20 protein-coding genes and 4 tRNA genes are annotated in these 24,958 nt (G+C 61.7%); 9 read left to right on the top strand and 15 right to left on the bottom strand.

All coding sequences use genetic code 11. The features are described 5' to 3' along the window. Positions 1–56: 56 nt before the first annotated feature. Entirely contained in the window at positions 57–602 is a 546-nt protein-coding gene (locus HX839_RS30640) for a TetR/AcrR family transcriptional regulator (protein WP_032898567.1), read from the bottom strand. Positions 603–693: 91 nt separating this feature from the next. Here HX839_RS30640 and HX839_RS30635 point away from each other — a divergent pair, with 91 nt between their 5' ends. The 4 genes from HX839_RS30635 to HX839_RS30620 all read left to right on the top strand — a co-directional run bounded on the left by HX839_RS30635 (position 694) and on the right by HX839_RS30620 (position 5,445). After that, positions 694–1,887, top strand: coding sequence for an MFS transporter (locus HX839_RS30635; RefSeq protein WP_003212382.1), 1,194 nt, complete (start codon positions 694–696; stop codon positions 1,885–1,887). Between the two features lie 41 nt (positions 1,888–1,928). Continuing rightward, entirely contained in the window at positions 1,929–2,240 is a 312-nt protein-coding gene (locus HX839_RS30630; protein WP_102606155.1) for a cupin, read from the top strand. Between the two features lie 106 nt (positions 2,241–2,346). Next, positions 2,347–3,501 carry a TDT family transporter gene (locus HX839_RS30625; RefSeq protein ID WP_008430443.1) on the top strand — a complete coding sequence of 385 codons (1,155 nt, stop codon included), beginning with the start codon at positions 2,347–2,349 and terminating at the stop codon, positions 3,499–3,501. A 69-nt stretch (positions 3,502–3,570) separates the two neighbouring features. Continuing rightward, a complete protein-coding gene (locus tag HX839_RS30620; protein WP_003212372.1) occupies positions 3,571–5,445 on the top strand; it encodes an MFS transporter in 1,875 nt (624 codons plus the stop codon). 121 nt (positions 5,446–5,566) lie between these two features. On the opposite strand, the gene sugE is transcribed toward HX839_RS30620, so the two are convergent. The 3 genes from sugE to rdgC all read right to left on the bottom strand — a co-directional run bounded on the left by sugE (position 5,567) and on the right by rdgC (position 8,031). Beyond that, a complete protein-coding gene (gene sugE / locus HX839_RS30615) occupies positions 5,567–5,881 on the bottom strand; it encodes a quaternary ammonium compound efflux SMR transporter SugE (protein ID WP_003190128.1) in 315 nt (104 codons plus the stop codon). Between the two features lie 108 nt (positions 5,882–5,989). Then, the gene (locus HX839_RS30610) at positions 5,990–6,955 is read right to left on the bottom strand and encodes a bile acid:sodium symporter family protein (protein ID WP_177068172.1); all 966 of its coding nucleotides are present in this window, start codon (positions 6,953–6,955) and stop codon (positions 5,990–5,992) included. A 155-nt stretch (positions 6,956–7,110) separates the two neighbouring features. After that, the gene (gene rdgC / locus HX839_RS30605; protein WP_008430455.1) at positions 7,111–8,031 is read right to left on the bottom strand and encodes a recombination-associated protein RdgC; all 921 of its coding nucleotides are present in this window, start codon (positions 8,029–8,031) and stop codon (positions 7,111–7,113) included. Positions 8,032–8,192: 161 nt separating this feature from the next. On the opposite strand from rdgC, the gene HX839_RS30600 reads away from it, so the two are divergent. Next, positions 8,193–8,268 (top strand) — tRNA-Val (locus tag HX839_RS30600). Positions 8,269–8,287: 19 nt separating this feature from the next. Then, a tRNA-Asp gene (locus HX839_RS30595) sits at positions 8,288–8,364 on the top strand. Positions 8,365–8,511: 147 nt separating this feature from the next. Here the strand turns inward: HX839_RS30595 and HX839_RS30590 are convergent. From HX839_RS30590 to HX839_RS30580, 3 genes are all read right to left on the bottom strand, one after another. Next, positions 8,512–10,920 (bottom strand): TonB-dependent siderophore receptor, encoded by a 2,409-nt coding sequence (locus tag HX839_RS30590; protein WP_177021159.1) that lies wholly within the window; start codon positions 10,918–10,920, stop codon positions 8,512–8,514. Positions 10,921–10,997: 77 nt separating this feature from the next. Then, positions 10,998–11,978, bottom strand: a complete 981-nt coding sequence (locus tag HX839_RS30585) for a FecR family protein (protein WP_177068171.1) — start codon at positions 11,976–11,978, stop codon at positions 10,998–11,000. A 7-nt stretch (positions 11,979–11,985) separates the two neighbouring features. Beyond that, the gene (locus HX839_RS30580; protein ID WP_008430460.1) at positions 11,986–12,504 is read right to left on the bottom strand and encodes a sigma-70 family RNA polymerase sigma factor; all 519 of its coding nucleotides are present in this window, start codon (positions 12,502–12,504) and stop codon (positions 11,986–11,988) included. 201 nt (positions 12,505–12,705) lie between these two features. On the opposite strand from HX839_RS30580, the gene HX839_RS30575 reads away from it, so the two are divergent. Together HX839_RS30575 and HX839_RS30570 are read left to right on the top strand one after the other, a co-directional pair. After that, positions 12,706–12,781: transfer RNA gene (locus tag HX839_RS30575), tRNA-Val, on the top strand. Positions 12,782–12,800: 19 nt separating this feature from the next. Further along, positions 12,801–12,877 (top strand) — tRNA-Asp (locus tag HX839_RS30570). A gap of 85 nt (positions 12,878–12,962) precedes the next feature. On the opposite strand, the gene HX839_RS30565 is transcribed toward HX839_RS30570, so the two are convergent. Together HX839_RS30565 and HX839_RS30560 are read right to left on the bottom strand one after the other, a co-directional pair. Beyond that, positions 12,963–13,733: an APH(3')-II family aminoglycoside O-phosphotransferase gene (locus HX839_RS30565; protein WP_177068170.1), complete on the bottom strand. Its 771-nt coding sequence runs from the start codon at positions 13,731–13,733 to the stop codon at positions 12,963–12,965. Continuing rightward, entirely contained in the window at positions 13,708–15,246 is a 1,539-nt protein-coding gene (locus HX839_RS30560) for an MFS transporter (RefSeq protein ID WP_256344777.1), read from the bottom strand. The genes HX839_RS30565 and HX839_RS30560 overlap by 26 nt, the downstream gene beginning before the upstream one ends. 105 nt (positions 15,247–15,351) lie before the next feature. Between HX839_RS30560 and HX839_RS30555 the strand changes: the two genes are divergently transcribed. Next, complete coding sequence (locus tag HX839_RS30555; protein WP_177055275.1) at positions 15,352–16,275, top strand: LysR family transcriptional regulator; 924 nt, start codon at positions 15,352–15,354, stop codon at positions 16,273–16,275. On the opposite strand, the gene HX839_RS30550 is transcribed toward HX839_RS30555, so the two are convergent. The 6 genes from HX839_RS30550 to kdpF form a co-directional block, all read right to left on the bottom strand. Then, entirely contained in the window at positions 16,235–16,927 is a 693-nt protein-coding gene (locus tag HX839_RS30550) for a response regulator (protein ID WP_003219430.1), read from the bottom strand. The genes HX839_RS30555 and HX839_RS30550 overlap by 41 nt on opposite strands. Beyond that, positions 16,924–19,575 (bottom strand): sensor histidine kinase KdpD, encoded by a 2,652-nt coding sequence (locus HX839_RS30545; protein WP_177068169.1) that lies wholly within the window; start codon positions 19,573–19,575, stop codon positions 16,924–16,926. The genes HX839_RS30550 and HX839_RS30545 overlap by 4 nt, the downstream gene beginning before the upstream one ends. A 129-nt stretch (positions 19,576–19,704) precedes the next feature. Then, entirely contained in the window at positions 19,705–21,777 is a 2,073-nt protein-coding gene (gene kdpB, locus HX839_RS30540; protein ID WP_177068168.1) for a potassium-transporting ATPase subunit KdpB, read from the bottom strand. A gap of 11 nt (positions 21,778–21,788) precedes the next feature. Next, positions 21,789–22,448 carry a K(+)-transporting ATPase subunit C gene (gene kdpC / locus HX839_RS30535; protein ID WP_102606161.1) on the bottom strand — a complete coding sequence of 220 codons (660 nt, stop codon included), beginning with the start codon at positions 22,446–22,448 and terminating at the stop codon, positions 21,789–21,791. Positions 22,449–22,458: 10 nt separating this feature from the next. Further along, entirely contained in the window at positions 22,459–24,165 is a 1,707-nt protein-coding gene (gene kdpA / locus HX839_RS30530) for a potassium-transporting ATPase subunit KdpA (RefSeq protein WP_003219425.1), read from the bottom strand. Positions 24,166–24,273: 108 nt separating this feature from the next. Then, positions 24,274–24,372, bottom strand: coding sequence for a K(+)-transporting ATPase subunit F (gene kdpF / locus HX839_RS31970; protein WP_003219423.1), 99 nt, complete (start codon positions 24,370–24,372; stop codon positions 24,274–24,276). Positions 24,373–24,958 lie beyond the last annotated feature (586 nt).

Here is a 24,958-nt window from a genome sequence, read left to right as displayed (position 1 = left end):
AACCATAAGTGGCCGTTACCGCAGCAACGGATATACACCCAAACCCAAAAAACACCTCACCCCCGCAAAGCCAACTCAATCAACTCATGCAGCTCCTCAACCTCCAACGGCACAGTAGAAAACAAACTGCGAAACACGGTGGGCGCAACAATCAAATTGATCAGCCGATCCACGCTGGGAAGTGTCCCGGCGTCGTCGGTGTACCGATCCAGGATCGTCTCCAACTGCCCGGTGAGAATCCCCACGCAATACCCCGGCGCCTGACTGCATTGCACATCACGCATCATCTCGCGGCCAAGGTCCGAGCTCATCTCATCACGGTATTGCTCACCCCAGGCCCGCAGGTCTCCGCGCAGGCTGCCGGTATCAGCCGGCTCACTGTCCGGGCGCAGACGGGCCATCGCAACATCGGCCAGCAGCGCCGCCAAGTCACCCCAGCGCCGGTAGATGGTCGAAGGCGTCACTCCGGCGCGCGTGGCTATCTGCGGCACGGTCACGCTGGAACGGTCCTGCTCTTCGAGCAATTCACGCACCGCCGAATGCACTGATTCCTGGACCCGGGCACTACGGCCCCCCGGGCGGAGCCCTTCTTTTATCGCCATGCGTAAAACCTTAACACAAAGAATTTGCTTTAAGCGCCATCCAGTAGCACACTCCGCAAAAGCAAAATATTAGCTTTAGCGGAGCGTGCCCATGTCCAGCGTTACTTCTCATCGTTCCAGCCTGGTGTTTCTGGCGATCACCTTGCTGACGTTTCTCGCCGCCTCCAGCGCGCCGACCCCGTTGTACCACCTCTATCAAGAGGGCCTGCACTTTTCGGCGGCGATGTTGACCCTGGTATTTGGCATTTACGCCTTGAGCCTGCTGGCTGCATTGCTGACCGTGGGTTCACTGTCGGACCACCTGGGGCGCAAGCCGGTAATTTTTGCCGCGCTGCTCCTCGATATGCTGGCGATGTTGCTGTTTATCAATGCCGACAGCGTCGGCTGGCTGATTGCCGCCCGCACGGTACAAGGCTTTGCCACCGGCATGGCCACCGCCGTACTGGGCGCCGCATTGCTCGACACCGACCGCCAGCAAGGCCCGCTGATCAACAGCGTAGCGCCTTTGCTGGGCATGGCCTGCGGGGCCATGGGCTGCAGCCTGCTGGTGGAGTTCGCGCCGATGCCGACCACGTTGATTTACTGGACCCTGCTCGGGTTGATGATCCTGCAGGCATTGTACGTCTGGCGCCTGCCGGAGACAGTCAGCCGGATTCCGGGGGCCCTGGCCTCGCTATGGCCCACCTTGCATGTACCGCCCCAGGCCCGACGCGCCTTGTGGATCTCGTTGCCGGTAGACGTAGCCGTATGGGCCATGGGCGGTTTTTATCTGTCCCTGGCGCCCTCGCTGGTGCGGGCGGCGACCGGGTCCACCTCGAACCTGATCGGCGGCGGGCTGGTGGCGGTGTTGACGCTGAGCGGTGCGGTGATGATTTTCAGCCTGCGCAACCGCCCGGCGGACAAAGTCCTGCGGTTGGGCGCCGTGCTGCTGGCGGTGGGTGTTGCGCTGATCCTCACGGCCGTCCACAGCGCCAGCCTGCCGCTGTTCTTCATTGCCACGCTGATCGCCGGCGGTGGTTTTGGCTCGGGATTCCTCGGTGCGCTGCGCAGCGTCTTGCCGTTGGCCTTGCCCCATGAGCGGGCGGGCTTGATGTCGGCGTTCTATGTGCTGAGTTACCTGGCGTTCTGTGTGCCGTCGCTGTTGGCGGGCAACTTGACGCGCACCTTCGGTTTGATCGCCACCACCGACGGTTATGGCGTGGTGCTGATTGTATTGGCACTCGGCGCGTTGGTGGCGTTGCTAATGCAGGATTTGGCGAAGAGCAGGGCGACGGCGGGTAATTGATTCGGTAATAATTCGTCACCCTTACGCCTTGGGATTCACCCATGAAGATCATCCGCAGCAAAGAATTCACCGGCACCCGCGCCTGGGAGGCGCTGGACATCGCCAATATGAACGGCATCACCACCCGTTTGCATTGGACCGACCAGCCGTATCGCTGGCACGTGAATGACGGCGAAGAGGTGTTCGTGGTGCTTGATGGCCAGGTGCAGATGCACTATCGCGAAAACGGCAGCGAACAGATGGCCTTGCTTCAGGTAGGCGACATCTTCTACGCCAGTGTCGGCACCGAGCATGTGGCCCATCCACAGGGCCCCGCACGGATTCTGGTGATTGAAACCGAAGGCAGCGTTTAATCACATATCTACGAAACAGATAACAGTTAGAGATATTACCCGTTATATAGATATTCGATTAGGTTCTACCATGGTCTCAACCTCATGCGAGGAAGAGGACTACACCATGACTTGCCCGAATACGCTTCACAGCAGCTTGAAACCCTTCAGTCACCTGACCCGTCCCCGGGAAGTGATTCGCCAGTTCACCCCCAACTGGTTTGCCGCCACCATGGGCACCGGGGTGCTGGCGTTGGCGCTGGCGCAATTGCCGGTCAACCTGGCGGGGCTGCACGCCGTGGCCGAAGGGCTGTGGCTGTTTACCATTGGCCTGTTTGTGCTGTTCAGCGTGCTGTATGCGGCGCGCTGGGTGATGTTTTTCCACGAGGCCCGGCGCATTTTCGGGCACTCCACGGTGTCGATGTTCTTCGGCACCATCCCCATGGGCCTGGCGACCATTATCAACGGCTTCCTGCTGTTCGGCGTGCCGCGCTGGGGGGATGGCGTGGTGCAACTGGCCGAGGTGCTGTGGTGGCTCGACGTCGCGATGGCCCTGGCCTGCGGGGTGCTGATCCCGTTCATGATGTTCACCCGTCAGGAACACAGCATCGACCAGATGACTGCCGTGTGGCTGTTGCCGGTGGTGGCCGCGGAAGTCGCCGCCGCCAGCGGTGGCCTGCTGGCGCCGCACCTGGCCGACGCCCATTCGCAACTGGTGATGCTGGTGACCAGCTACGTGCTGTGGGCGTTTTCCCTGCCGGTGGCGTTCAGCATCCTGACCATCCTGATGCTGCGCATGGCCCTGCATAAACTGCCACACGCCAATATGGCCGCGTCGAGCTGGCTGGCTCTAGGTCCCATCGGCACCGGTGCCCTGGGCATGCTGGTACTGGGCGGTGATGCACCTGCCATCTTTGCCGCCAACGGTCTGCCCGGCGTCGGTGAGATGGCCAACGGCATCGGCCTGGTCGCAGGCATCACCCTGTGGGGCTTCGGCTTGTGGTGGATGCTGATCGCGGTGCTGATCACCCTGCGTTACCTGCGGGCCGGTATCCCGTTCAACCTTGGCTGGTGGGGCTTCACCTTCCCGTTGGGCGTGTACTCGCTGGCCACGCTGAAACTGGCGAGCACCTTGCACCTGGGTTTTTTCAGCATCGTTGGTTGCGTGTTGGTGGCGGCGCTGGCGCTGATGTGGCTGATCGTCGCCAAGCGCACGGTGCAGGGCGCCTATAAAGGCGAGCTTTTTGTATCGCCGTGCATTGCAGGACTAGCGAATAAGTAAGCAGGATTAGGTAAAGTCGTGGCCTGGAAAAACCAATAACAGCCTTCAGGCCACGCAGGAACACGGACGATGAGCCACCCCTCGCAATTCACTTTGCTGCGCAAGCGGCGTTTCCTGCCGTTCTTCATTACCCAGTCCCTTGGTGCGTTCAACGACAATATATTCAAGCAGTCGTTGATCCTGGCGATTCTCTACAAGCTGACCATCGAGGGCGACCGCTCGATCTGGGTCAATCTCTGCGCGCTGCTGTTTATCCTGCCGTTCTTCCTGTTCTCGGCCCTGGCCGGGCAATTTGGCGAGAAGTTCAACAAGGACGCGCTGATCCGGGTGATCAAGATCGGCGAAATCGTGATCATGTCCGTGGGCGCGGTGGGTTTCATGTTCAACCACCTGGAGCTGATGCTGCTGGCGCTGTTTGCCATGGGCACGCACTCGGCGCTGTTCGGGCCGGTGAAGTACTCGATCATGCCCCAGGCCCTGCACGAAGATGAGCTGGTGGGCGGCAATGGCCTGGTGGAAATGGGCACGTTCCTCGCAATCCTCGCGGGCACCATTGGCGCCGGGATCATGATGTCGTCCACCCATTACGCGCCGGTGGTCTCGACGGCCATCGTCGGCATTGCGGTGCTGGGCTACCTGGCCAGCCGCAGCATTCCGCGCGCGGCGGCGTCCAGCCCCGAGATGCGCCTGAACTGGAATATCTTCAGTCAGTCCTGGGCCACCTTGAAGCTCGGCCTGGGGCAGACACCGGCGGTGTCGCGCTCGATTGTCGGCAACTCGTGGTTCTGGTTTGTCGGCGCGATCTACCTGACGCAAATCCCGGCCTACGCCAAGGAATGGATGTACGGCGACGAGACGGTGGTAACGCTGATCCTCACGGTGTTCTCGGTGGGCATCGCACTGGGTTCGATGCTGTGCGAAAAGCTCTCCGGGCGCAAAGTCGAGATCGGCCTGGTGCCGTTCGGCTCGTTCGGTTTGACCGTTTTCGGCCTGCTGCTGTGGTGGCATTCCGGCGGCTTCCCGCAGAACGTCCAGGCCAACGACTGGATCGCCGTGCTGAGTTACGGCCAGGCGTGGTGGGTGTTGTTCGATATCCTTGGCCTCGGCGTATTCGGCGGCTTCTATATCGTGCCGCTGTACGCGTTGATCCAGTCGCGTACCGCCGAGAACGAGCGGGCGCGGGTGATCGCGGCCAACAACATCCTCAACGCGCTGTTCATGGTGGTCTCGGCGATCGTCTCGATCCTGCTGCTGAGCGTGGCCAAGCTGTCGATCCCCGAGCTGTTCCTGGTGGTGTCGCTGCTGAACATCGCGGTCAACACCTACATCTTCAAGATCGTGCCCGAGTTCACCATGCGTTTCATGATCTGGCTGCTCAGCCATTCCATGTACCGCGTCGAGCACAAGAACCTCGAGCTGATCCCGGACGAGGGCGCGGCGTTGCTGGTGTGCAATCACGTGTCGTTTGTCGATGCGCTGTTGATTGCCGGTTCGGTGCGTCGGCCGATTCGTTTTGTCATGTACTACAAGATCTACAACCTGCCGGTTTTGAACTTTATCTTCCGCACTGCCGGGGCGATTCCGATTGCCGGGCGGCATGAGGACATCCAGATCTACGAAAAGGCCTTCCAGCGGATTGCCCACTACCTTAAGGACGGCGAGCTGGTGTGCATCTTCCCGGAAGGAAAATTGACCTCCGATGGCGAGATGAACGAGTTCCGAAGCGGCGTGACGCGGATTCTTGGAGAGACGCCGGTGCCGGTGATTCCGATGGCGTTGCAGGGGTTGTGGGGGAGTTTTTTCAGTCGCGATCCGAACAAGGGCTTCTTCCACCGGATCTGGTCGCGAGTGACCCTGGTGGCCGGCGCGCCGGTGACGGTAGAGGCGGCGACGCCAGAGGCGTTGCATGGGGTGGTGGGGGAATTGCGCGGGAGTGTCAGGTAGTTGATCGTTCCCACGCTCTGCGTGGGAATGCCGGCGTGGACGCTCTGCGTCCGCTTTTAGAGTCGTGACGCGGAGCGTCACAGGATGCGTTCCCACGCAGAGCGTGGGAACGATCTGGTGCCTAAGCGCTGATCTTGAGGCCAATGAGCCCGCAGATAATCAACGCCACACTGGCCAGTCGAAACAACGCCATGGACTCCCCGAACAGGATAATCCCGGCAATCACCGTGCCCACCGCACCGACTCCGGTCCAGATGGCATAGGCGGTACCCAGCGGCAGTTCCTTCATGGCCAGCCCCAACAGTCCGAGGCTGACGGCCATGGCGGCAATCGTCAGGGCCGTGGGCAGTGGCTTGCTGAAACCGTCGGTGTATTTCAGTCCGACGGCCCAGCCGACTTCAAACAGTCCGGCAAAAAACAGAATGATCCAGGACATGATGACCTCGCTTCTATAAGGCGGGGTCGTCCCCTGAATTAATCGCGCGATAGCGTCGCGAGGTCGTCCACGCGAAGCCCGTTAGAGTGCCGAATATTGATCAGGTGATCAAGTTTCTGACTTGCTTGCCAGCAGCTCTCGGTCTTCCTTTTCGCTCATTCGCCGGAAGTACGTAGCCAGGAGTGCCCCGGAAATATTGTGCCAGACGCTGAACAGCGCACTCGGCACCGCCGCCAGCGGCGAGAAATGCGCACTTGCCAGTGCGGCGCCCAAGCCGGAGTTCTGCATGCCCACTTCCAGCGACAGGGATTTGCGTTGTGCCAGCGGCAGCCCGAACACACGGCCGGTGAAATAGCCCAGCAGGAAGCCAAAGGTGTTATGCAGGATCACCACCGCCATGATCAGCAGGCCCGACTCGGCAATCTTCGCCTGGCTGGCCGCCACCACGGCGGCGACAATCGCCACGATGCTGACCACCGACACCAGCGGCAACACCTCCACCGCATGCCGTACCCGGGCGCCCAGCAAGCGCTGCGCCACCACGCCCAACACGATCGGCAGCAGTACCACTTGCAGGATCGACCAGAACAACTCCATGAACGACACCGGCAACCAGGCCGAGGCCAGCAGCCAGATCAGCGCGGGCGTCAGCAGCGGAGCGAGGAGGGTGGTGACGGCGGCAATGGCCACCGACAGGGCCAGGTCGCCTCGGGCCAGCCAGGTCATGACGTTGGACGACGTGCCGCTCGGGCAGCAGCCGACGAGGATCACACCGACGGCAATTTCCGGTGGCAGGTGAAAGACCTGGCACAGCAGCCAGGCCACGCCGGGCATGATCACGAAATGCGCGACCACACCCAATGCCACGCGCCACGGATGGCGCGCGACTTCAGCGAAATCTTCAAGTTTGAGGGTCAGCCCCATGCCGAACATTACCAGGCCCAACAGCGGCACGATGGCGCCTTTGAGGCCGAGAAACCAGGCGGGTTGCAGGAACGCAACCACGGCAAAAATCAGCACCCAGTAGGCGAAGGTATTGCCGACGAAACGGCTCAAGGCGGCGAGTGCACGCATGGGGTTGGTCCTTGTTATTCGATTTTGGAAGTGCGCATGCGATCAAATGTGGGAGCGGGCTTGCTCGCGAATGCGGTGTGTCAGCCAGGAAGATATCAACTGAAAGGACGCATTCGCGAGCAAGCCCGCTCCCACATTTTGATCTTCACAAGGCTTTAGATACCTTGTGGGGTCTCTTCGCCACCCAGTGCCTCAACCAACGCCGGCAGGAAGTCGCCAAACGTCAGCATCATCAGGGTAAAGCTGGCGTCCTGCTGGCCCAGTGCTTCGTCGCCGCCGTCCTGTTCCGCCTGATCCTGCAGCAGGTCTTCGAACTTCAGGCGCTTGACGGTCATTTTGTCGTCCAGCATGAAGGACAGCTTGTCCTGCCAAGCCAGGGACAACTGGGTCACGACTTTGCCGGTGGTCAGGTGCAGCTGGATCTCTTCGCCGGTCAGGTCCTGGCGTTTGCAGCGCACGATGCCGCCGTCTTCGTGGGTGTCGCGCAGTTCGCATTCGTCGAGGACGAAGAAGTCATCGGCCGGTTTCTGGGTGGTGACCCAGTCGGTCATGATGGCGGTTGGCGCGGTTTTCACGGTCAGCGGACGTACCGGCAGGGTGCCGATCACTTCACGCAGGGTGGACAGCAGGTCTTCGGCACGTTTCGGGCTGGCGGAGTTCACCAGGATCAGGCCTTGTTTCGGCGCGATGGCGGCGAAGGTCGACGAGCGACGGATGAACGCGCGCGGCAGGAAGGCCTGGATGATTTCATCCTTGATCTGGTCGCGTTCCTTTTTGTAGACCTTGCGCATTTGCTCGGCTTCGATCTCTTCGACCTTTTCCTTCACCGCATCACGCACCACGCTACCCGGCAGGATACGTTCTTCCTTGCGCGCAGCGATCAGCAGGAAATCACCGCTGACGTGCACCAGTGGCGCGTCTTCGCCTTTACCGAAAGGGGCGACGAAACCGTAAGTGGTCAATTCCTGGCTTGCACAAGGGCGCGCCAGTTTGGTGGCCAGTGCAGTTTCCAACGCCTCGGCATCAACAGGCAGATCTTGGGTCAGGCGATAGATAAGCAGGTTTTTGAACCACATGGGGTGAGTCTCTCCTTATATACAAAGGGGGGCATTATTCTCCTCATGGCGTCATAGGCCAACCCTCGCTAAGCCATTGGAAGGCCTGAAAAAAATTATTTAAGAAAGTGCTTGCCAGACTATGGGTCGCTCCGTAGAATGCGCGCCACACCGAAAGTGAAGGGTGATTAGCTCAGCTGGGAGAGCGTCTGCCTTACAAGCAGAATGTCGGCGGTTCGATCCCGTCATCACCCACCATTCGCTTTATGTGTTACGCGCAGCGGTAGTTCAGTCGGTTAGAATACCGGCCTGTCACGCCGGGGGTCGCGGGTTCGAGTCCCGTCCGCTGCGCCATATTCGGTCACCTGGAACGCTGAACGCCAGGTACCACAGGAAGCCCGCTCATTGAGCGGGCTTTTTGCTGTCTGGGGTTTGCTAAAACCGCCGGTCTAAAAAACGCCCCCGATCATGTGCAGTGATCGGGGGCGTTTTTTATTGGGTTTAGAAATCCCAGCGGGTACTGACCATTACGTTGCGAGGGTCGCCATAGTACGACGAGTTGTAGAAGCCGATGTTGGTGTAATACGACTTGTCGAACACGTTGTTGACGTTGACGGTCGCCGACACGCTGTCGGTGATCTGATAGCGGGCCATCAGGTCCACCAGCCAGTAGGGATCCTGGGCAAACTTTTCTTGAGCGCCGCCCTTGGCCCAGTTGCTCAGTACCTGCCAGCCTTGACCCTGCCAACGCGCGCCGCCGCCGAGGGTGAGTTTGTCGAGGCTGCCGGTCAGCTTGTAGCTGGTATAGACATTGACCTGATCTTCCGGCTCCCAGGTCGATACCTTCTTGCCGCTTTCATCACGGGCAATCTTGTGGGTGTAGCCTGCCTGCAACTGCCAGCCGGGTGTCAGCTCGCCAGAGATTTCCGCCTCATAACCCTTGGTTTTCGAAGTGATCGGCTTATAGGCGTAGTCGCGAGCGGGGTTGGTTGGATTGGCGTTGTACTCCGTATCTTCCTCGGGGCGGTTTTTTTCGTGAACCTCGAAGTAGGCGATGCTGGAATTCAGGCGCCCTTCGAAGAATTCACCTTTGAGCCCCACTTCATAGTTCTTGCCTTCATCCGGCTCCAGCAATTTGTTGTTGCGATCACGGTTGAACGACTGCGGCAGGAAAATTTCCGTGTAACTGGCGTAGGCCGACACGTTGTCGTTCAGGTCGTATACCAGGCCTGCATAAGGCAAGACCTTGCCGCTTTTTTTCGTATCACTGGTGCCGGTGACCTGGAAGTCTGCAACGCGCGTGCCCAGCAGCAGCGAAAGATCGTCCGTGAGGCTGAAGCGAGCGGTCATGTAGCTGCCGGTCTGGCGGGTGATTTCATCGTTTTTGTTGGTGACTTCGCCCCAGTCCGGCTTCGGGATGTCGCCGTTCCAGTTGTAATAGTCGAAGTTATTGTTGGGCAGGCTGGCGTTGGTGTAGTCCTTGCCTTTCCAGTGGGAGCGGGAAACCGAGGTGCCGACCACCAACTGGTGTTCTCGGCCAAACAGGTCGAAGGGGCCAGAGGTGTAAAGGTCGGCGCTGTCGCTGACGGTTTCACCTGTGTATTTGCGCGCCAGCACTGAGGGCAAACCTGGGCTCACGAAACCCAGGGGGGCGTTGTAACCGTTGATTTGATGGTTGTACTGACCTTTGGCGACCCAGCCATTTTCGAAGCTGTGTTCAAGGGTGGCAAAGGCGGTGCGCGTGTACTGCTGCCAACTGCTCCACCGTGGCCCGTTGTTGAATGAGCGCTTGGAGCCAATGCGATTGCCGGATTCGTCATACAGCGAGGCACTGCCGGTCCAGCTTGAGCCTTTGGGGTCATTATCCTGATAGTCCGCGCCCACGGTCAGCAGGGTATCCGGCGACAGGTCCGCCTCCAGGATGCCGTAGTAGACGCTGGTTTTGCGTTGGTAATGGTCCATGAAGGACTGTTTGTCTTGATGGGCCGCCACGGCTCGGCCGCGGATGTTCCCGGTTTCGGTCAAGGGACCGCTGACGTCAACTTCCGATCGGTAGTTGTCCCAGGAACCGGCGCCAAGGTCGATATGGCCCTTGAATTCCTGGGTAGGTTTCTTGCGGATCATATTGATGGTGCCACCAGGGCCACCGGCGCCAGTGAGCAGGCCAGTGGCGCCCTTGAGGATTTCTACCCGGTCATAGATCACCATGTCGGTGAGGGTATGGCCGGACGAATACTGCGGGTCTTGCAGGATAGGAATACCGTCGTACTGGAAGTTGCGAATCGCGAAGCCGCGGGAGTAATAGCTGGTACGGTCGCTGTCATACGTTGCCACGGTGATGCCCGGGGTATGGCGCATCACGTCGTCGATGGAGTTGAGGCCAAAGTCATCCATGGCCTGGCGGGTGACCACCGAGATCGATTGCGGAGTTTCCCGTGGCGTCAGCACCAGGCGGGTAGCGGTGGCGATGGTGCCGGGGGTGTAAGAGCCGGAGCCTTCGGTAATGGTGCCGAGTTGGTTGGCGCTGATCTGCGTCGCCCCCAGCTCCACGGCGCCGGTGGGGGTAGGGTTGGCTTCCAGTGCGTAGACCTGATCACCTTTGACTGCCCGATAACCACTGCCACGCAGCAGCTTTTCAAACCCAACCTCCACGCTATAAGTGCCTTTGAGTCCCGGGCCCGCGAGCCCCTGCAGGTTCTGGGACTGGAACACGATAGCCACGCCCGCTTGCTGGGCGAACTGGTTGAGTGTGGCGCCCAGCGGCCCGGCAGGTATGTCGTAGGCTTGGGCCGCAACGGCTACCGTGTCGGCCTGGGCCAGATGGGTATTGAGCAGCGTCGTCGCGAGCAGTGTGAGGGTCAGCGGCGCGCTGCTCAGCAGGCGTCTGCGAGGCTTGGAAGGGAAGGGCATGGTGAGGGCAGTCCTTTAGTCATCGGTATACCTTCCTTGACGGGCAACCCGAAAAAAAGCGGAAGCAATGCGAATAATTATTTTTTGCTCTCGGTATCCGGGCTGACAATTATCAGCCATGGGGTAAAGGTTTTCAGCGTGATCGGCAGGGTTTGAGCCAGCATCTGCAAGGTGCGGTCGGTGTTATCCAGGGGAAGTACGGCCGAGACCTTGAGACTGGCCAGTGCGGCGCGATCAAACTGCAAGCGGCCCGAACGGTGACGGGCGATCTCATCCAGCACTTCCGGCAACGGTCGGTTATCCACCACCAGTTGATGGCGGCGCCAGGCCCCATTGATGCTCGCCGTATCGATGCTGCCGGAGAGGCGCACGGCATCTTTGCTGAGTCGCGCCTGTGAGCCGGCGTCCACTTCCAGCGTCTGCTGGCCATTCGCGCTTTGGGCGGCAACGCGGGATTCGAGCATGCTCAGCACCGTAACGTCATCCTCGCGCCTGACCACAAATCGCGTACCCAGGGCGCGCAGGGTGCCTTGGGCGGTCTGCACCACAAATGGCCGTTCGCCATCGTGGGCCACTTCCACCAGGATCTCGCCTTGCAGCAATTCGATGCGGCGCTGCCGGCTGTCGAAATGCAGATTCGCCGCACTGATGCCGTTCAGGGTCAGCGTCGAGCCGTCCGCCAGCCGCAGGGTTTTCCATTCGCCGGGGCCGTTGTGCACATCGGCCATCCATTGTTGTGGATAAGGACTGTAGAGCAGCGCCATGGCGGGAAGGCCCAGGCTGCAGGCCAGTACCAACGCGCGGACGTAGTTTTTGCGCGCCTTCCCATGCCGGGGAAAGGCCGCACTCAAGGCCGCCCGGGCCGGTGCCTTTTGCCCGCGCAGGGCCTGCATCCGCGCAATCACATCTTCCATGCGCGCTGCTGATGCGGCGTGTTGCGGGCCTTGCTGCTTCCAGCGCTCGAACGCCTGGCGCTGGGCCTCGGTCAATTCACCTTCGTGCAGGCGAATCATCCATTCGGCGGCTTGTTCATCGATCTGTTGGCGAGAGTCGGGCATGCGCGGCTCAGATGTCCACGCTGTGGCTGCAATGCAGCAGGGCCTGGATCAGGTATTTGCGTACCGTACGTTCCGACAGCTTCAGTTGTCGGGCGATTTGCTGCTGGGTCAGGTCTTCGAGGTAATACAGCACAAACGCCTGGCGCATATTGTCGTGCATGCCTTCCAGCATGAAGGCGATGTGCTCGAGGGCTTCCAGGGTGGTGTGGATCTGTTCGGGCGACTGGAAACCTTCCAGGGTTTCCACCGTCAGCATCAATTCCTGAAGGTAGGCGTGCTCAATCTGCTTGCGCCGGGCCTGGTCGATGATCAGCCGCCTGGCGGTGGTACTTAAATAGGCGCGGGGTTCGCGGATGGCGGTCACCGACTCGCGGGCGTGCAGAATCCGCGCGAAGGTGTCCTGCGCCACGTCGGCGGCGTTATGGGTACAGCCCAGTTTTCGGCGCAACCAAGTGAACAGCCAGCCGTGATGCTCGCTGTACAGCTCGGTAATCTCCCGTTGGAACGGCGGTTCACCCACAGACATAAGACCCGGCCCAGGTGTTATTGAGAATAATTGTTAATTGTGGGGCCAAGGCTTGGGCAAACGCAATAGACTCGCGTTTGCACCCAAAGCGCCGGTTTTGCGGGGTGCGCGGGGTCGAAGACAAAATATTTTAAATAAATTGCATTTAAATCATGACATTACGGAAAAATGCTATAGAATGCGCCCCACACCGAAAGTGAAGGGTGATTAGCTCAGCTGGGAGAGCGTCTGCCTTACAAGCAGAATGTCGGCGGTTCGATCCCGTCATCACCCACCATTCGCTTTATGTGTTACGCGCAGCGGTAGTTCAGTCGGTTAGAATACCGGCCTGTCACGCCGGGGGTCGCGGGTTCGAGTCCCGTCCGCTGCGCCATATTCAGGTCACCTGGAACGCTGAACGCCAGGTACCACAGGAAGCCCGCTCATTGAGCGGGCTTTTTGCTGTCTGGGGTTTGGGTTTAGAAGAACTCGTCCAGCAAGCAGTAGAACGCGATGCGCTGCTGATCGGGTGCGACGCCGTACTGCTCGAAGAACGGCGCCACCCAGGCCACTCCGAGATTGCGCTCGATGCTGCGGGCCGCGAGTGCCAGGTCCTGATAACGGTCACTGACCCCCAGGCCACCACAGTCGATGAAACCACTGAAGTGATCGCCCTCAGCCATGAAGTTTGGCAGGCAGGCATCGCCGTGGGTCACGACCAGGTCATGGGCGGCGGGGCGCGTCGACAGCAGTTCGGCGAATACATCCGTGGCGGTTCGGCCCAGGCGTTGATCGTCGAAGTCGGTCTCGTCAACCAGCCCTGCGTTCACGCGATTACCGGCGGCCGCAATACGGTGTTCCAGCGAGTGGTCGAACGGGCACTGTGCAATCGGCACCTTGTGCAGGCTGCGCAGTGCGCTCGCCACCAGGCGGATCACCTGCGGCGCAGACAAGTCGCTGGCGCTGGCCAGATCCTGCCCCGGGACGGCGCTCATCAGCAGCCAGTGGCGATGGTGTTCCGTGAGCACATCCAGCACGGCAGGCCCAGGCAAGTTCGATTGCCGGAGCCAGCGCAGCCGCTCGATCTCGTCGGGCAACTCGGCGAGGGGGCCGATGGGCTCGGATTTCAGGAACAGGTCTTCACCGTTGCCGCAGCGCAGGCGGAAGACGTCGGCTCCCGACTCGCCAATGGTCTGTGGCTCGATGAGTGCGTCAGGGAATTGGTCACGCCATTTTTTTGGAATAGTCATGCGCGCATTCTTCCATTTTCTTCGTATTGCTTCCATCCAGCGCATCCTGGCGCCGTAAAAACACCAAGACCACCAAGGCCGTGACCAGCGTGAAACCGGCCAGTAGTTGGAGCAATGTGTTGAACCCCGCGATGTAGGCGCTGCGCAGTGCTTCCAGCGGAAGGGCGGCCGAGGCCAGTTGCACGTTGCCCATGACCAGGCCTTGGGCAATCACTGACACGTCGGCCCCTGCGAGACCCTTCAGGTGATGTGCCACCAATGCGCCCAATACTGTCATCGTGATCGCCAGCGCCACGCCTTCACTGGCCACGCGGGTGGTGTTGAAAATCCCCGCCGCCATTCCCGCACGCTCCTTGGGCACCACGCTGATCGCCAAACCATCCATCAAACCCCACGGCAGCCCGGTGCCGATCCCGATGACCAGCATTGCGGCGATGGTCTGCGCAGGCTGGTTGGCCAGGCTTAATCCCCACAGGCCCACCGCCGCGATCAGCAAGCCAATGGCACACAACAGTCCTGCTGAGAGCCAGCGGGTCAGCGATGCGGCGATCATCGGCACCACCAGCATCGGTGCCGATAACGCGAGCATCATCAAACCCGCGTCCAGCGCGCTGGCGCCTTCCACACCGATAAACCGCAGGGGCAGCAACACGATCAGCACGATGTAGCAGTAGCAGGTACCGATCGGCAGGAGCTGCACGCCTATAAAACGCGGGAAGCGAAACAGCCGCAGCTCCAGCATCGGTTGGCTTGAGCGGTTTTCGACGAGGACAAACACCAGCAAAAACACCGCCGCCGCGATCATCAGGGCATCAACCAGCGGCGACGTCCAGCCGTGCTCCGGCGCGAGGATCACCGCCGTGGTCAGGGCCACCAGCATCGCGGAAAACGTCAGTACACCAGCGGTGTCCAGCCGCAGCGCTTGCGGGTCGCGGCTTTCACGCATTTTGGGCGCGGCAAACAGCAGCGAAATACCGGCCAATAATGCAGTGCCGAGAAAAATCGAGCGCCAGCCCCAGTGCTCGATCAGCACCCCCGACAGCAATGGCCCAAACGCCAGGCCTGCACCGAATGTGGTGCCCAGCAAGCTGAAGGCGCGGGTACGGGCGTGCCCGTCGAACTCCTGGGCCAGCGCCGCACAGCCACTGGCCAATGCCGTAGCCGCCGCGACGCCCTGCACGCCACGCAACACATCCAGCCAGAAAATCCCCGGTGCCACTGCCAGCAGCAAGGAGACCACGGTAAACAGCGCCATGCCCCACAAGAAAAGACGCTTTCTCCCATACAGGTCGGCTAGGGTGCCGGCGGCCATCAACAGGCTGCCGAAACTCAGCATGAACGCGTTGGTGATCCACGCCAGTTGGCTGGGCTGGGCGGCAAATGCCTGGCCGATAAAGGGCGTGGCGACGGCGCCGCCGGTAAAGCTCATGGGCAATACCAGGGCGGCCAGGCAAATGGCCGCCAGGATGGAATATCGGCCATGGGCGGGCGCAGATTCGGTTGTCGTGTTCATAGGGGCATTCCCGCGAGTTTGAAGATTAAAAGACTCTAATCAGGATGCAATCACGGATAAATGGGCTTACATTCCGTTCATAACGGACTGGATGGATGCAATGACGTGACCGATAACTTGAGCGGCGTGATCGCCTTCGTGAAAACGGCAGAGGCCCTGAGCTTCACCGGCGCGGCCCGGGCGATGGGGATTTCCGCTTCGGCGGTGGGCAAGAATGTCGCCAAGCTTGAGGCGTCACTGAATGTGCGGCTGTTGCACCGCAGTACGCGCAAGGTCAGCCTCACCGCCGAAGGCCAATTGTTCTACGAGCGCAGTCGGAAGATTCTCGACGACCTGCAAGACGCCCGCGCCATGCTTTCCCATGCGATGCAGGCACCCCGGGGCAAACTGCGGGTCAGCCTGCCCACCATCGGTTATCGCTTTCTCTTTCCGCACATGAGGGCGTTCCGCAAAGCCTACCCCGAGATCGAACTGGAGCTGGATTTCAACGACCATCTGGTGGATGTGATCGAGGAGGGCTTCGACGTGGTCATCCGCAGCGGCGGTCTGGCGGACTCGACCCTGATGGCCCGCAAACTGGGACCGTTCAGGTTTGTGCTGTGCGCATCACCCGAGTACCTACGGGCCAACGGCCGGCCAGAGTCCCTGAGCGATTTGGAGCATCACCCGTGCTTGCGTTACCGCTTCGCCACCACCGGCAAAATCATGGACTGGACCTTGTCCGCCAACCCGGCCATCACCCAATTGCGCCTGCCCACCGCGCTGACCCTGAACAACATGGAGGCCATGCTCCGGGCCGCGATGGACGGCCATGGGATTGCCTACGTGCCGGACTTCCTGGCACGCGAAGCCCTCGCCCAGGGCCAGCTGGAAACCGTGCTCGACGGCCATTCCGATGACCAGGGCCAGTTCTGGGCCCTGTGGCCATCCAGCCGGCACCTCTCGCCGAAAATTCGCGTGTTTGTCGACTTCGCCGCCGCGCACCTGTTCACAAGCCCACCAGTCGGTAGCCCACCTGCAACTCGGTGATGAAGTACTGCGGCTGGGCCGGGTCCGCCTCCAGCTTCTGCCGCAGGTGCGCCATGTGCACCCGCAGGTAGTGGGCGCGGTCCACGTAATCCAGGCCCCACACCTCGAGCAATAATTGCCGATGGGTCAGCACCCGGCTCTGCCCGCGAATCATCGCGCACAGCAGGCGGTATTCGATGGGCGTCAGGTGCACCGGAAGGCCTTGGCGCCACACTTCATGGGTCGCCAGGTCCACCTCGATATCGCCAAACGCCACCTTGCTGGTGGCCGCCACGGTGCCGGTCTGCCCATGACGACGCAGTTGCGCACGGATGCGCGCGAGCAACTCGGGTACGCCGAAGGGTTTGGTCAGGTAGTCATCGGCGCCGGCGTCCAGGGCGGCGACTTTTTCCTCTTCGCGATCCCGTGCCGACAACACCAGGATCGGCACCGCCAGCCATCCCCGCAGCTCGCTGATCAGCTGTTTGCCGTCGCCGTCCGGCAGGCCCAGGTCGACGATCACCAGGTCCGGCTGACGGCTGGAAGCGTGGATCAACGCGCGTTTGACGCTGTCGGCCTCGAACACCTGGAAGCCCTCATCCTGCAGGGCGATGCCGACAAAACGGCGGATGTTGGCCTCGTCTTCAACAATCAGAATGCGTGCAGTGCTCATAGGGCGTCCATTGGGGGCGGAGTACCCGCCGGTAAAGTGATGACGAAATGCATGCCGCACTCGCGGCCGGGTTTGGCTTCGATGCGCCCGCCGTGGGCTTCGACGATGCGTTTGGCCAGGGCCAGCCCCAAGCCGATTCCGGCGACCGAGGATTCCTGCTGGCCACGGGCAAACGGTTCGAACAGATTGGCCGGCGCGCTGCCCGGGCCGGTGTCGCTGACCTCCAGCAGGATGCTGTCGGAAACGGAACGGGCGGTGACGGTGATGACCGTGCCAGGCGGGGTGTATTTGGCGGCGTTGTCCAGCAGGTTGACCAGCACCCGTTCGATCAGCAGCGCGTCGACTTCCACCAGCGGTAATTGCGGGTCCAGCGTCGTGTTCACCACATGCCGGGCCAGTGGTTCACGCAACTGGCGCAGGGCGCTGCCGACGATCTCTTCCAGCAAATGCCATTGCCGGTTGAGTCGCACACCGCGCTCCTGCATGCGGGCCATGTCCAGCAAGTTTTCGATCAAGCGTTGCATCGAAGTCGCCTGCTCATGAATACCGTGCAGCAACGCGGTCAGCGGCCCCGGCGGCGCATGGGGCAGGGCGGTGTCGGCGGCGCCGATCAGTGTGGTCAGGGGGGTGCGCAGGTCGTGGGAAATCGCCGCGAGCAAGGTGTTGCGCATTTTCTCGCCTTCCATCTGCACCATCGTGCTTTGCGCCACTTCGACGAAGTGCACGCGCTCCAAGGCAATCGCCAATTGGCTCATGCAGGCTTCCAGCAGGCGGCGCTCTTCGGGCTCGTTGAGGCGTTCGCTTTGCGCCAGTTCCAGCACCAGCACACCGCGCACGCGCATCGGCGCCTTGAGCGGCAGGTAGCAGCCCTTGGCGGCGGACAAGGTGTCGGTGCCCTGGCCGGCGGACTGGCCGTGGTCGTAGGTCCATTGGGCGATGCTGTCGTCGATCGGCAGCCCACCTGCGCCCACGCTGTGCACGCCGTCGGCGGCGTCCGGCAAGGCCAGGCCGACCCGTGCCTCGAACACGCCGCTGAAAGTGCGCAGCGCCACTTCGCTGATCTGCTCCACGGTCAACGCGGCCGACAGGTCCCGGGCCAGACGCGCCAGGGACGTGGCGCGGCGTTCTCGAGCGGCGGCGGTGCGCGCTTCGTGGCGCAGGCGTGCGGTGAGCTGCCCGGTGATCAGGGCGATGCCGAGCATCAACGCGAAGGTGAAGAAATACTGGGTGTCGTTGACGGTAAACGAGTAGCGCGGCTGGACGAAAAAGAAGTCGAAACACAGCACCGCGAGCATCGCTGCCCACACGCCGGGGCCGCGTCCAAACCGCAGGGCCACCAGCACCACCGTGAGCAGGAACAGCATCACCACGTTGGCCAGGTCGAACACCTGCAGCAGCAGCGCGGCGATGGCGCTGGCGGTGAAACAGGCCAGAGTGGCCCAGAGGTAGGCGAGGGTCCGGCCGGGGGCGGGTGCGGTTTTTTCAATGACTGGCGCGGTGCCCGGCAGCAGGCCATGGGCGATCACGATCTGGTCGATCTGCGGATGGTGCCGGCTGATCCGGTCGCTCACCGACTGATGCCAGAACCGCCATGCCCGGCGCGGGTGATGGCCGAGCACCAGGCGATTGGCGTTGTGTTCCCGGGCACAGGCGGCCAGTGCTTCGGCGACGTCCATGCCCGGCAATGTCGCGGTGTCGGCGCCGAATTCGCTGGCCAGGGCCAGGGTTTTCATTGCTGTGAGATAACGCTTGGCGCCGCGGCCCTGGGCTGCCGTGACGTGCACCACGATCCAGTCCGCCTCGAGCTTTTGCGCCAGGCGCGCGGCTTCTCGCACCAGGCGTTCATCACCGGCGTCACCGGCCACGCCTACCAGCAATCGCTCGCGGGCGGGCCACAGGGTCTTGATTGACTGTTCGCGACGGTACACGCGCATCTGCGTGTCGACCCGGTCGGCCGTGCGGCGCAGGGCCAGTTCCCGCAGGGCGAGCAGGTTGCCCTTGCGGAAAAAGTGCCGCGACGCACGTTCGGCCTGAGGGCCCAGGTACACCTTGCCGTCCTTCAAGCGTTGCAGCAGATCATCCGGCGGCAGGTCCACGACGACCACTTCGTGGGCATTGTCGAACACGTGGTCCGGTACGGTTTCCCGCACGCGAATGCCGATGATCCCACTCACCAGATCGTTAAGGCTTTCCAGGTGCTGGACGTTGAGGGTGGTCCAAACGTCGATGCCGGCGCTGAGCAGTTCTTCCACGTCTTGCCAGCGTTTCGGGTGGCGCGAGCCCGGCACGTTGCTGTGGGCCAGTTCATCCACCAGCAGCACGGCGGGATGGCGTTGCAGGGCGGCGTCGAGGTCGAATTCGGTGAGGGTGAAATCGTGATGCAGGCGGTGGGCGCGGGGCAGTTGTTCGAGGCCGTTGAGCAGGTTGGCGGTTTCCTGGCGGCCGTGGGTTTCCACCACACCGGCGAGTACGTCGCGGCCCAGGCTGACTTCCCGTTGCGCCGCGTCAAGCATGGCGCAGGTCTTGCCCACACCGGCGTTGGAGCCGAAGTAGATACGCAATTTGCCGCGCAAGGCGGCCTGTTCTTCCTGCTGGACCCGGGCGAGAAGGGCGTCGGGGTCGGGGCGTTCTTCGTTTAATGCGGGCATGTCATTCCTGGTCAATGCGGTTCAATGGTGGGAGCGGGCTTGCTCGCGAAAGCGGTGTGTCAGTGACAGTCGAGTTGGCTGACACTCCGTATTCGCGAGCAAGCCCGCTCCCACATTGGGTTTGCGGTGCTACACGAGACCCAGCCCGGTCAGCACCAGGTCAATCAGCTTGATCCCGGCAAACGGCACCAGCACCCCGCCCAGGCCATAGATCAGCAGGTTGCGATTGAGCAATGCCGCCGCGCCAATCGCCCGGTACGTCACGCCGCGCAGGGCCAACGGAATCAGCGCCACGATGATCAACGCGTTGAAAATCACCGCACTGAGGATCGCCGAGTTGGGACTGCTCAGGTGCATCACGTTCAACGCACCGAGTTGCGGATAGGTCGCGACAAACGCCGCCGGGATGATCGCGAAATATTTCGCCACGTCATTCGCCACGCTGAAGGTGGTGAGCGCACCACGGGTCATCAGCATCTGCTTGCCCACCTCGACCACTTCGATCAGCTTGGTCGGGTTGCTGTCGAGGTCGACCATGTTGCCGGCCTCTTTCGCTGCCTGGGTGCCGCTGTTCATCGCCACCGCCACGTCGGCCTGGGCCAGCGCCGGGGCGTCGTTGGTGCCGTCGCCGGTCATGGCCACAAGCTTGCCCTGGGCCTGGTAGTCGCGGATCAGTTGCAGCTTGTCTTCCGGGCGCGCCTCGGCGAGGAAGTCATCCACGCCGGCTTCCACCGCAATCGCGGCGGCGGTCAGGCGGTTGTCGCCGGTGATCATCACGGTCTTGATGCCCATGCGCCGCAGTTCGGCGAAGCGCTCCTTGATGCCGCCCTTGACCACGTCCTTGAGCTCTACCACGCCGAGTGCTTTCGCCCCGTCCGAGACCACCAGCGGGGTGCTGCCGCGTCGCGATACTTCGTCGACCTTGGCCTGCAAGGCTGCCGGAAAACTCCCGCCCAACGCTTCGATATGACTGCGGATCGCATCCGCCGCGCCCTTGCGAATACCACGGCCTTCCGGCAGGTCGACGCCGCTCATGCGGGTCTGTGCAGTGAAGTGCACAAAGCTTGCGCCGAGGGCATTGATGTCCCGCGCGCGGATGTCGAACTTCTGCTTGGCCAGCACCACGATGCTGCGGCCTTCCGGGGTTTCGTCGGCCAGGGACGCCAGTTGCGCCGCGTCGGCCAGTTCAGCTTCCTTGACCCCCGGTGCCGGCAGGAAACTGCTGGCCTGGCGATTGCCCAACGTGATGGTGCCGGTCTTGTCCAACAGCAACACGTCGATGTCACCCGCCGCCTCAACGGCGCGGCCGGAAGTGGCGATCACATTCGCCGACATCATGCGGCTCATGCCCGCCACGCCGATGGCCGAGAGCAGGCCGCCGATGGTGGTGGGAATCAGGCACACCAGCAACGCCACCAGCACCGTGGCGCTGATCACGTTGCCACTGCCACTCATGGCCACGGCAAAGATCGAGTACGGGCTCAGCGTCGCGATCACCAGCAGGAACAACAGGGTCAGGCCCACCAGCAAAATTGTCAGGGCGACTTCGTTGGGGGTCTTCTGGCGCTTGGCGGATTCGACCATCGAGATCATGCGGTCGAGGAACGACTCGCCCGGGTTGACGCTGATGCGCACCACCAGCCAGTCCGACAGCACCCGCGTGCCGCCGGTGACCGAGGAAAAGTCGCCGCCGGCCTCGCGAATCACCGGTGCCGATTCGCCGGTGATTGCGCTTTCGTCCACCGAGGCCACTCCTTCGATCACCACGCCGTCCAGCGGCACCAGGTCGCCGGCTTCGATCAACACCACCTGGTCTTTGCGCAACAGCGTGGCTTCGGTCGGCAGCCACGCGGCGCCGTGTTTGGGTTGTTGCAGCAACTTGGCCAGGGTCTGGCGCTTCATCCCGCGCAGGCTGGCGGCCTGGGCACGGCTGCGGCCTTCGGCCAGGGCCTCGGCAAAGTTGGCGAACAGCACGGTAAACCACAGCCACAAACAGATGCTGAGGATAAAGCCGCTGGGCGCTTCACCCTGGCCACCCAGGGACTGGAACCACAGCAGCGTGGTGAGGATGCTGCCCAGGTACACGACGAACATCACCGGGTTTTTCCATTGCGCCTGGGGCAGCAGTTTCTTGAACGCATCCCCGCAGGCGGTGAGCACGATGGCGCGATCAAACAGAGGTAAACGAGCATTCTTGATCATGGGGGAATCTCTTACTCACTGGCCGCAATGGGGGGCTGGCGCAGAGGCAGGCGGGCGTCCAGCGCGAGGTTGAGTTGCAGCACATTGACCCGTGGTTCGCCGAGCAAACCCAGGGTGCGTTCCGCGGTGTTTTCGTTCACCAGTTGCAGCAGTTCGGCTTCGGGGATCTGTCGCAGGCGGGCGACCCGGGCCAGCTGGATGCGTGCGTTGGCCACGGAGATATGCGGGTCCAGGCCGGAGGCGGAAGCGGTGACCGCATCCACCGGCACCTGGGCCTCGGCGGCGAGGCCGTTGTCCTGGCGGTAGGCTTTGACCCGGGCCGCGACCTGGTCCACCAGTTTCTGGCTGGTAGGGCCCAGGTTGCTGGCGCCGCTGGAACCGGCGTTGTACGGCTGGGAGACACTTTTGCTCGGGTCTTGCGGGTCGGTACCGAGGGTCATGCTCGGGCGGCCGTGGAAGTAGCCGGGCCTGGTAAAGTCCTGGCCGATCAACGCCGAGCCGATCACCAATCCGTCGCGTTCAATCAGCGAGCCCTGGGCCTGGAACGGGAACAGCAACTGCGCGGCAAAGGTGGTGAAGACCGGGTAGGCGAGGCCGGTCAGCGCCATGAAAAACACTGCCGAAACCAGCACCGGGCGCAACAGCCCTTTGAATATCGATTGAGTCGTCATCAACGTGTCCTTAGTTGTACGTCTGGCCGGACAGCAACTGCAGTTGCTCCACCAGCGGACCGAGCGCGAGCGCCGGCAGGAAAGTCAGGCCGCCCACCACCAGCACCACAAACACCACCAGCACCATGAACAGCGGGGTTGCGGTGGGGATGGTGCCGGCGCCGGCAGGCACGGTCTTTTTCATCGCCAGGGAACCGGCCACGGCGAGCATCGGCAGCATGGTGAAGAAGCGCCCGACCAGCATCGCCAGGCCAATGGTGGTGTTGAAGAACGGCGTGTTGGCGTTCAGCCCGGCGAACGCCGAACCGTTGTTGGCGGTGCCCGAGGTGTAGGCGTAGAGCACCTCGCTGAAACCGTGGGGGCCGAGGTTATTCAGGCTGGCCATGGTGTCGGGCCACAGCGCGGCGAGGGCGGTGAACCCGAGGATGCTGATGGGGTGCGCGAGCACCGAGAGCATCACCAGTTTCATCTCCCGAGCCTCGATCTTCTTGCCGAGGAATTCCGGGCTGCGGCCGATCATCATGCCCACCAGGAACACCGTCAGCAGCGCGTACTGGATCAGGTTGATAAAGCCCACGCCGTCGCCGCCGAACACGCAGTTGAGCATCATCTGCGCCAGGGGCACGAAGCCGCCCATGGGGGTCAATGAGTCATGCATCGCGTTGACCGAGCCGGTGGTGGCCGCGGTGGTGGTGGCGATAAACAGGCTGCTGTCGGCGATGCCGAAACGCAACTCCTTGCCTTCCATATTGCCGCCGCTTTGCTCGATGGACAGCGTCTGGTTGGCACCGGCCTGGGTCAGCAGCGGGTTGCCGTTTTGCTCGGCGCCATACACCAGAGCGAGAAAGCCTAAGAACATCACCAGGAAGGTGCCGAAAAACACCCAGCCCTGACGGCGTTGGAGCAGCATGCTGCCGAAGGTGTAGGTCAGCGCCGACGGGATCAGCAACATGCTGAGGATGTGCAGGGCGTTGGTCAGCGGCGTCGGGTTTTCGAACGGGTGCGCGGCGTTCATGCTGAAGAAGCCGCCGCCGTTGGTGCCGATATGCTTGATCGATTCAAAGCTCGCCACGGCGCCGACAATCAGTTGTTGCTGCGCGCCTTCCAGGGTGGTGGCCAGGGCTTGGGAGGAAAAGGTCTGCGGCATGCCTTGCCACACATACACCAGAGCCATGCCCACGCACAGCGGCAGCATCACGCGGTACAGGGTGCGGGTGAAGTCGACCCAGAAGTTGCCGATATCCGCCGAGCTTGAGCGACTCAGTCCACGGATAAAACCGGCTGCGGCGACCACGCCCGAGGTGGCGCCGACGAACATCAGGAAGGTGATTACTGCCATCTGGCTGAAGTTCGACAGGCTGGTTTCGCCCGAGTACGCCTGCCAGTTGGTGTTGGTGATAAAGGAAGCGGCGGTATTGAACGCCAGGTCCGGGGTTTGCGCGGCCAGCCCGAGTGGGTTGATCGGCATGACGGCCTGTAACCGCAGGATGAGATAGCCGAGCAGCATCATCGCGGCGTTCGACAGCAACAGGGCCGAACCGTAGCGGGCCCAGCTCATGGTTTCCAGCGGGTCGATGCCCAGCAAGCGATAGGTATAACGTTCCGGCAGGGCGTGGCGGGTTCCGGTAAACACCCGGGTCAGCCACTTGCCCATCAGCACGGCGAGCCCGGTCATCAACCCCAGGACCAGCGCAAATTCCAGCAAAGTGCTTAGCATGTCGAGGCTCCGTTCAAATCTTGCCCATGGCGACAATGGCCATGGTTGTCGCGGCGAAAAACACCAGGGAGAGGCCTACAAAAATCATGTCGTACATGGTGGGGCTCCCTAGAACTTTTCGGCGCGAATGAGGGCGTAGCCCAGATAAGCGAACAGCCCGACGGCGCATAGGCCGCTGGCGATATAGATGAACTTGAGTGTGAGCACGGTGGAACTCCCCTGATTAATAAGCCGCGATTGCGGACGCGGGGAGGTTAAGAGGTTGGGTATCAAGTTCGGGCACTGATTGCGGGTTTGGGCATTAAGACGGTGTATAGAGGGCGGTGGGGTGGGCGAACGGAAAAAAGGGATAACCCGGGGGCGGGGTATCCCTTGAAGCACTGGGGTTTTGCTGCTTTTGATGATCAGCTTATTTGGCTTTCTTTTTCTTTGATTCGCGGGTGGCGAGTTGTTCGAAGCAAAACGCGGCGGCGCCGAACAGGGCGATCATTGAGAGGACGATCATGCCTAACGTTGAACTTTCCACGATGACTTCCTGCGGGGGTTATTGGGGTGGAGGTCACAGTAGTGGAGGGGGGATTAGTTGCTCAATAGAGACGACTTAAACGTTACGGCTGGGGGGGAATCTATACGGAATCTTTACGTGGCTGTTGTGTGTATATCCGTTTTTTAGGTAACGGCTACTTATGGTTTCGCTCTTACAGCGACTCACTTTGGAAAAGCCCCAAAGTAAGCAAAGGGCTCTGCCCCGCCTGTCGGCACCTCGCTAGTGCTCGGTGTTCCCTCACTCCGG

The organism is Pseudomonas sp. I8001 (assembly GCF_013385345.1).
In the GTDB taxonomy this organism is placed as follows: domain Bacteria; phylum Pseudomonadota; class Gammaproteobacteria; order Pseudomonadales; family Pseudomonadaceae; genus Aquipseudomonas.
This window is presented reverse-complemented; position numbering and strand designations above follow the sequence as displayed.

Bases quoted from the DNA above. Each gene is read 5' to 3' on its own strand.
- HX839_RS30640 (WP_032898567.1), bottom strand. From the start codon at position 602: ATGGCGATAAAAGAAGGGCTCCGCCCGGGGGGCCGTAGTGCCCGGGTC.
- HX839_RS30635 (WP_003212382.1), top strand. From the start codon at position 694: ATGTCCAGCGTTACTTCTCATCGTTCCAGCCTGGTGTTTCTGGCGATC.
- HX839_RS30630 (WP_102606155.1), top strand. From the start codon at position 1,929: ATGAAGATCATCCGCAGCAAAGAATTCACCGGCACCCGCGCCTGGGAG.
- HX839_RS30625 (WP_008430443.1), top strand. From the start codon at position 2,347: ATGACTTGCCCGAATACGCTTCACAGCAGCTTGAAACCCTTCAGTCAC.
- HX839_RS30620 (WP_003212372.1), top strand. From the start codon at position 3,571: ATGAGCCACCCCTCGCAATTCACTTTGCTGCGCAAGCGGCGTTTCCTG.
- sugE (WP_003190128.1), bottom strand. From the start codon at position 5,881: ATGTCCTGGATCATTCTGTTTTTTGCCGGACTGTTTGAAGTCGGCTGG.
- HX839_RS30610 (WP_177068172.1), bottom strand. From the start codon at position 6,955: ATGCGTGCACTCGCCGCCTTGAGCCGTTTCGTCGGCAATACCTTCGCC.
- rdgC (WP_008430455.1), bottom strand. From the start codon at position 8,031: ATGTGGTTCAAAAACCTGCTTATCTATCGCCTGACCCAAGATCTGCCT.
- HX839_RS30590 (WP_177021159.1), bottom strand. From the start codon at position 10,920: ATGCCCTTCCCTTCCAAGCCTCGCAGACGCCTGCTGAGCAGCGCGCCG.
- HX839_RS30585 (WP_177068171.1), bottom strand. From the start codon at position 11,978: ATGCCCGACTCTCGCCAACAGATCGATGAACAAGCCGCCGAATGGATG.
- HX839_RS30580 (WP_008430460.1), bottom strand. From the start codon at position 12,504: ATGTCTGTGGGTGAACCGCCGTTCCAACGGGAGATTACCGAGCTGTAC.
- HX839_RS30565 (WP_177068170.1), bottom strand. From the start codon at position 13,733: ATGACTATTCCAAAAAAATGGCGTGACCAATTCCCTGACGCACTCATC.
- HX839_RS30560 (WP_256344777.1), bottom strand. From the start codon at position 15,246: ATGAACACGACAACCGAATCTGCGCCCGCCCATGGCCGATATTCCATC.
- HX839_RS30550 (WP_003219430.1), bottom strand. From the start codon at position 16,927: ATGAGCACTGCACGCATTCTGATTGTTGAAGACGAGGCCAACATCCGC.
- HX839_RS30545 (WP_177068169.1), bottom strand. From the start codon at position 19,575: ATGCCCGCATTAAACGAAGAACGCCCCGACCCCGACGCCCTTCTCGCC.
- kdpB (WP_177068168.1), bottom strand. From the start codon at position 21,777: ATGATCAAGAATGCTCGTTTACCTCTGTTTGATCGCGCCATCGTGCTC.
- kdpC (WP_102606161.1), bottom strand. From the start codon at position 22,448: ATGACGACTCAATCGATATTCAAAGGGCTGTTGCGCCCGGTGCTGGTT.
- kdpA (WP_003219425.1), bottom strand. From the start codon at position 24,165: ATGCTAAGCACTTTGCTGGAATTTGCGCTGGTCCTGGGGTTGATGACC.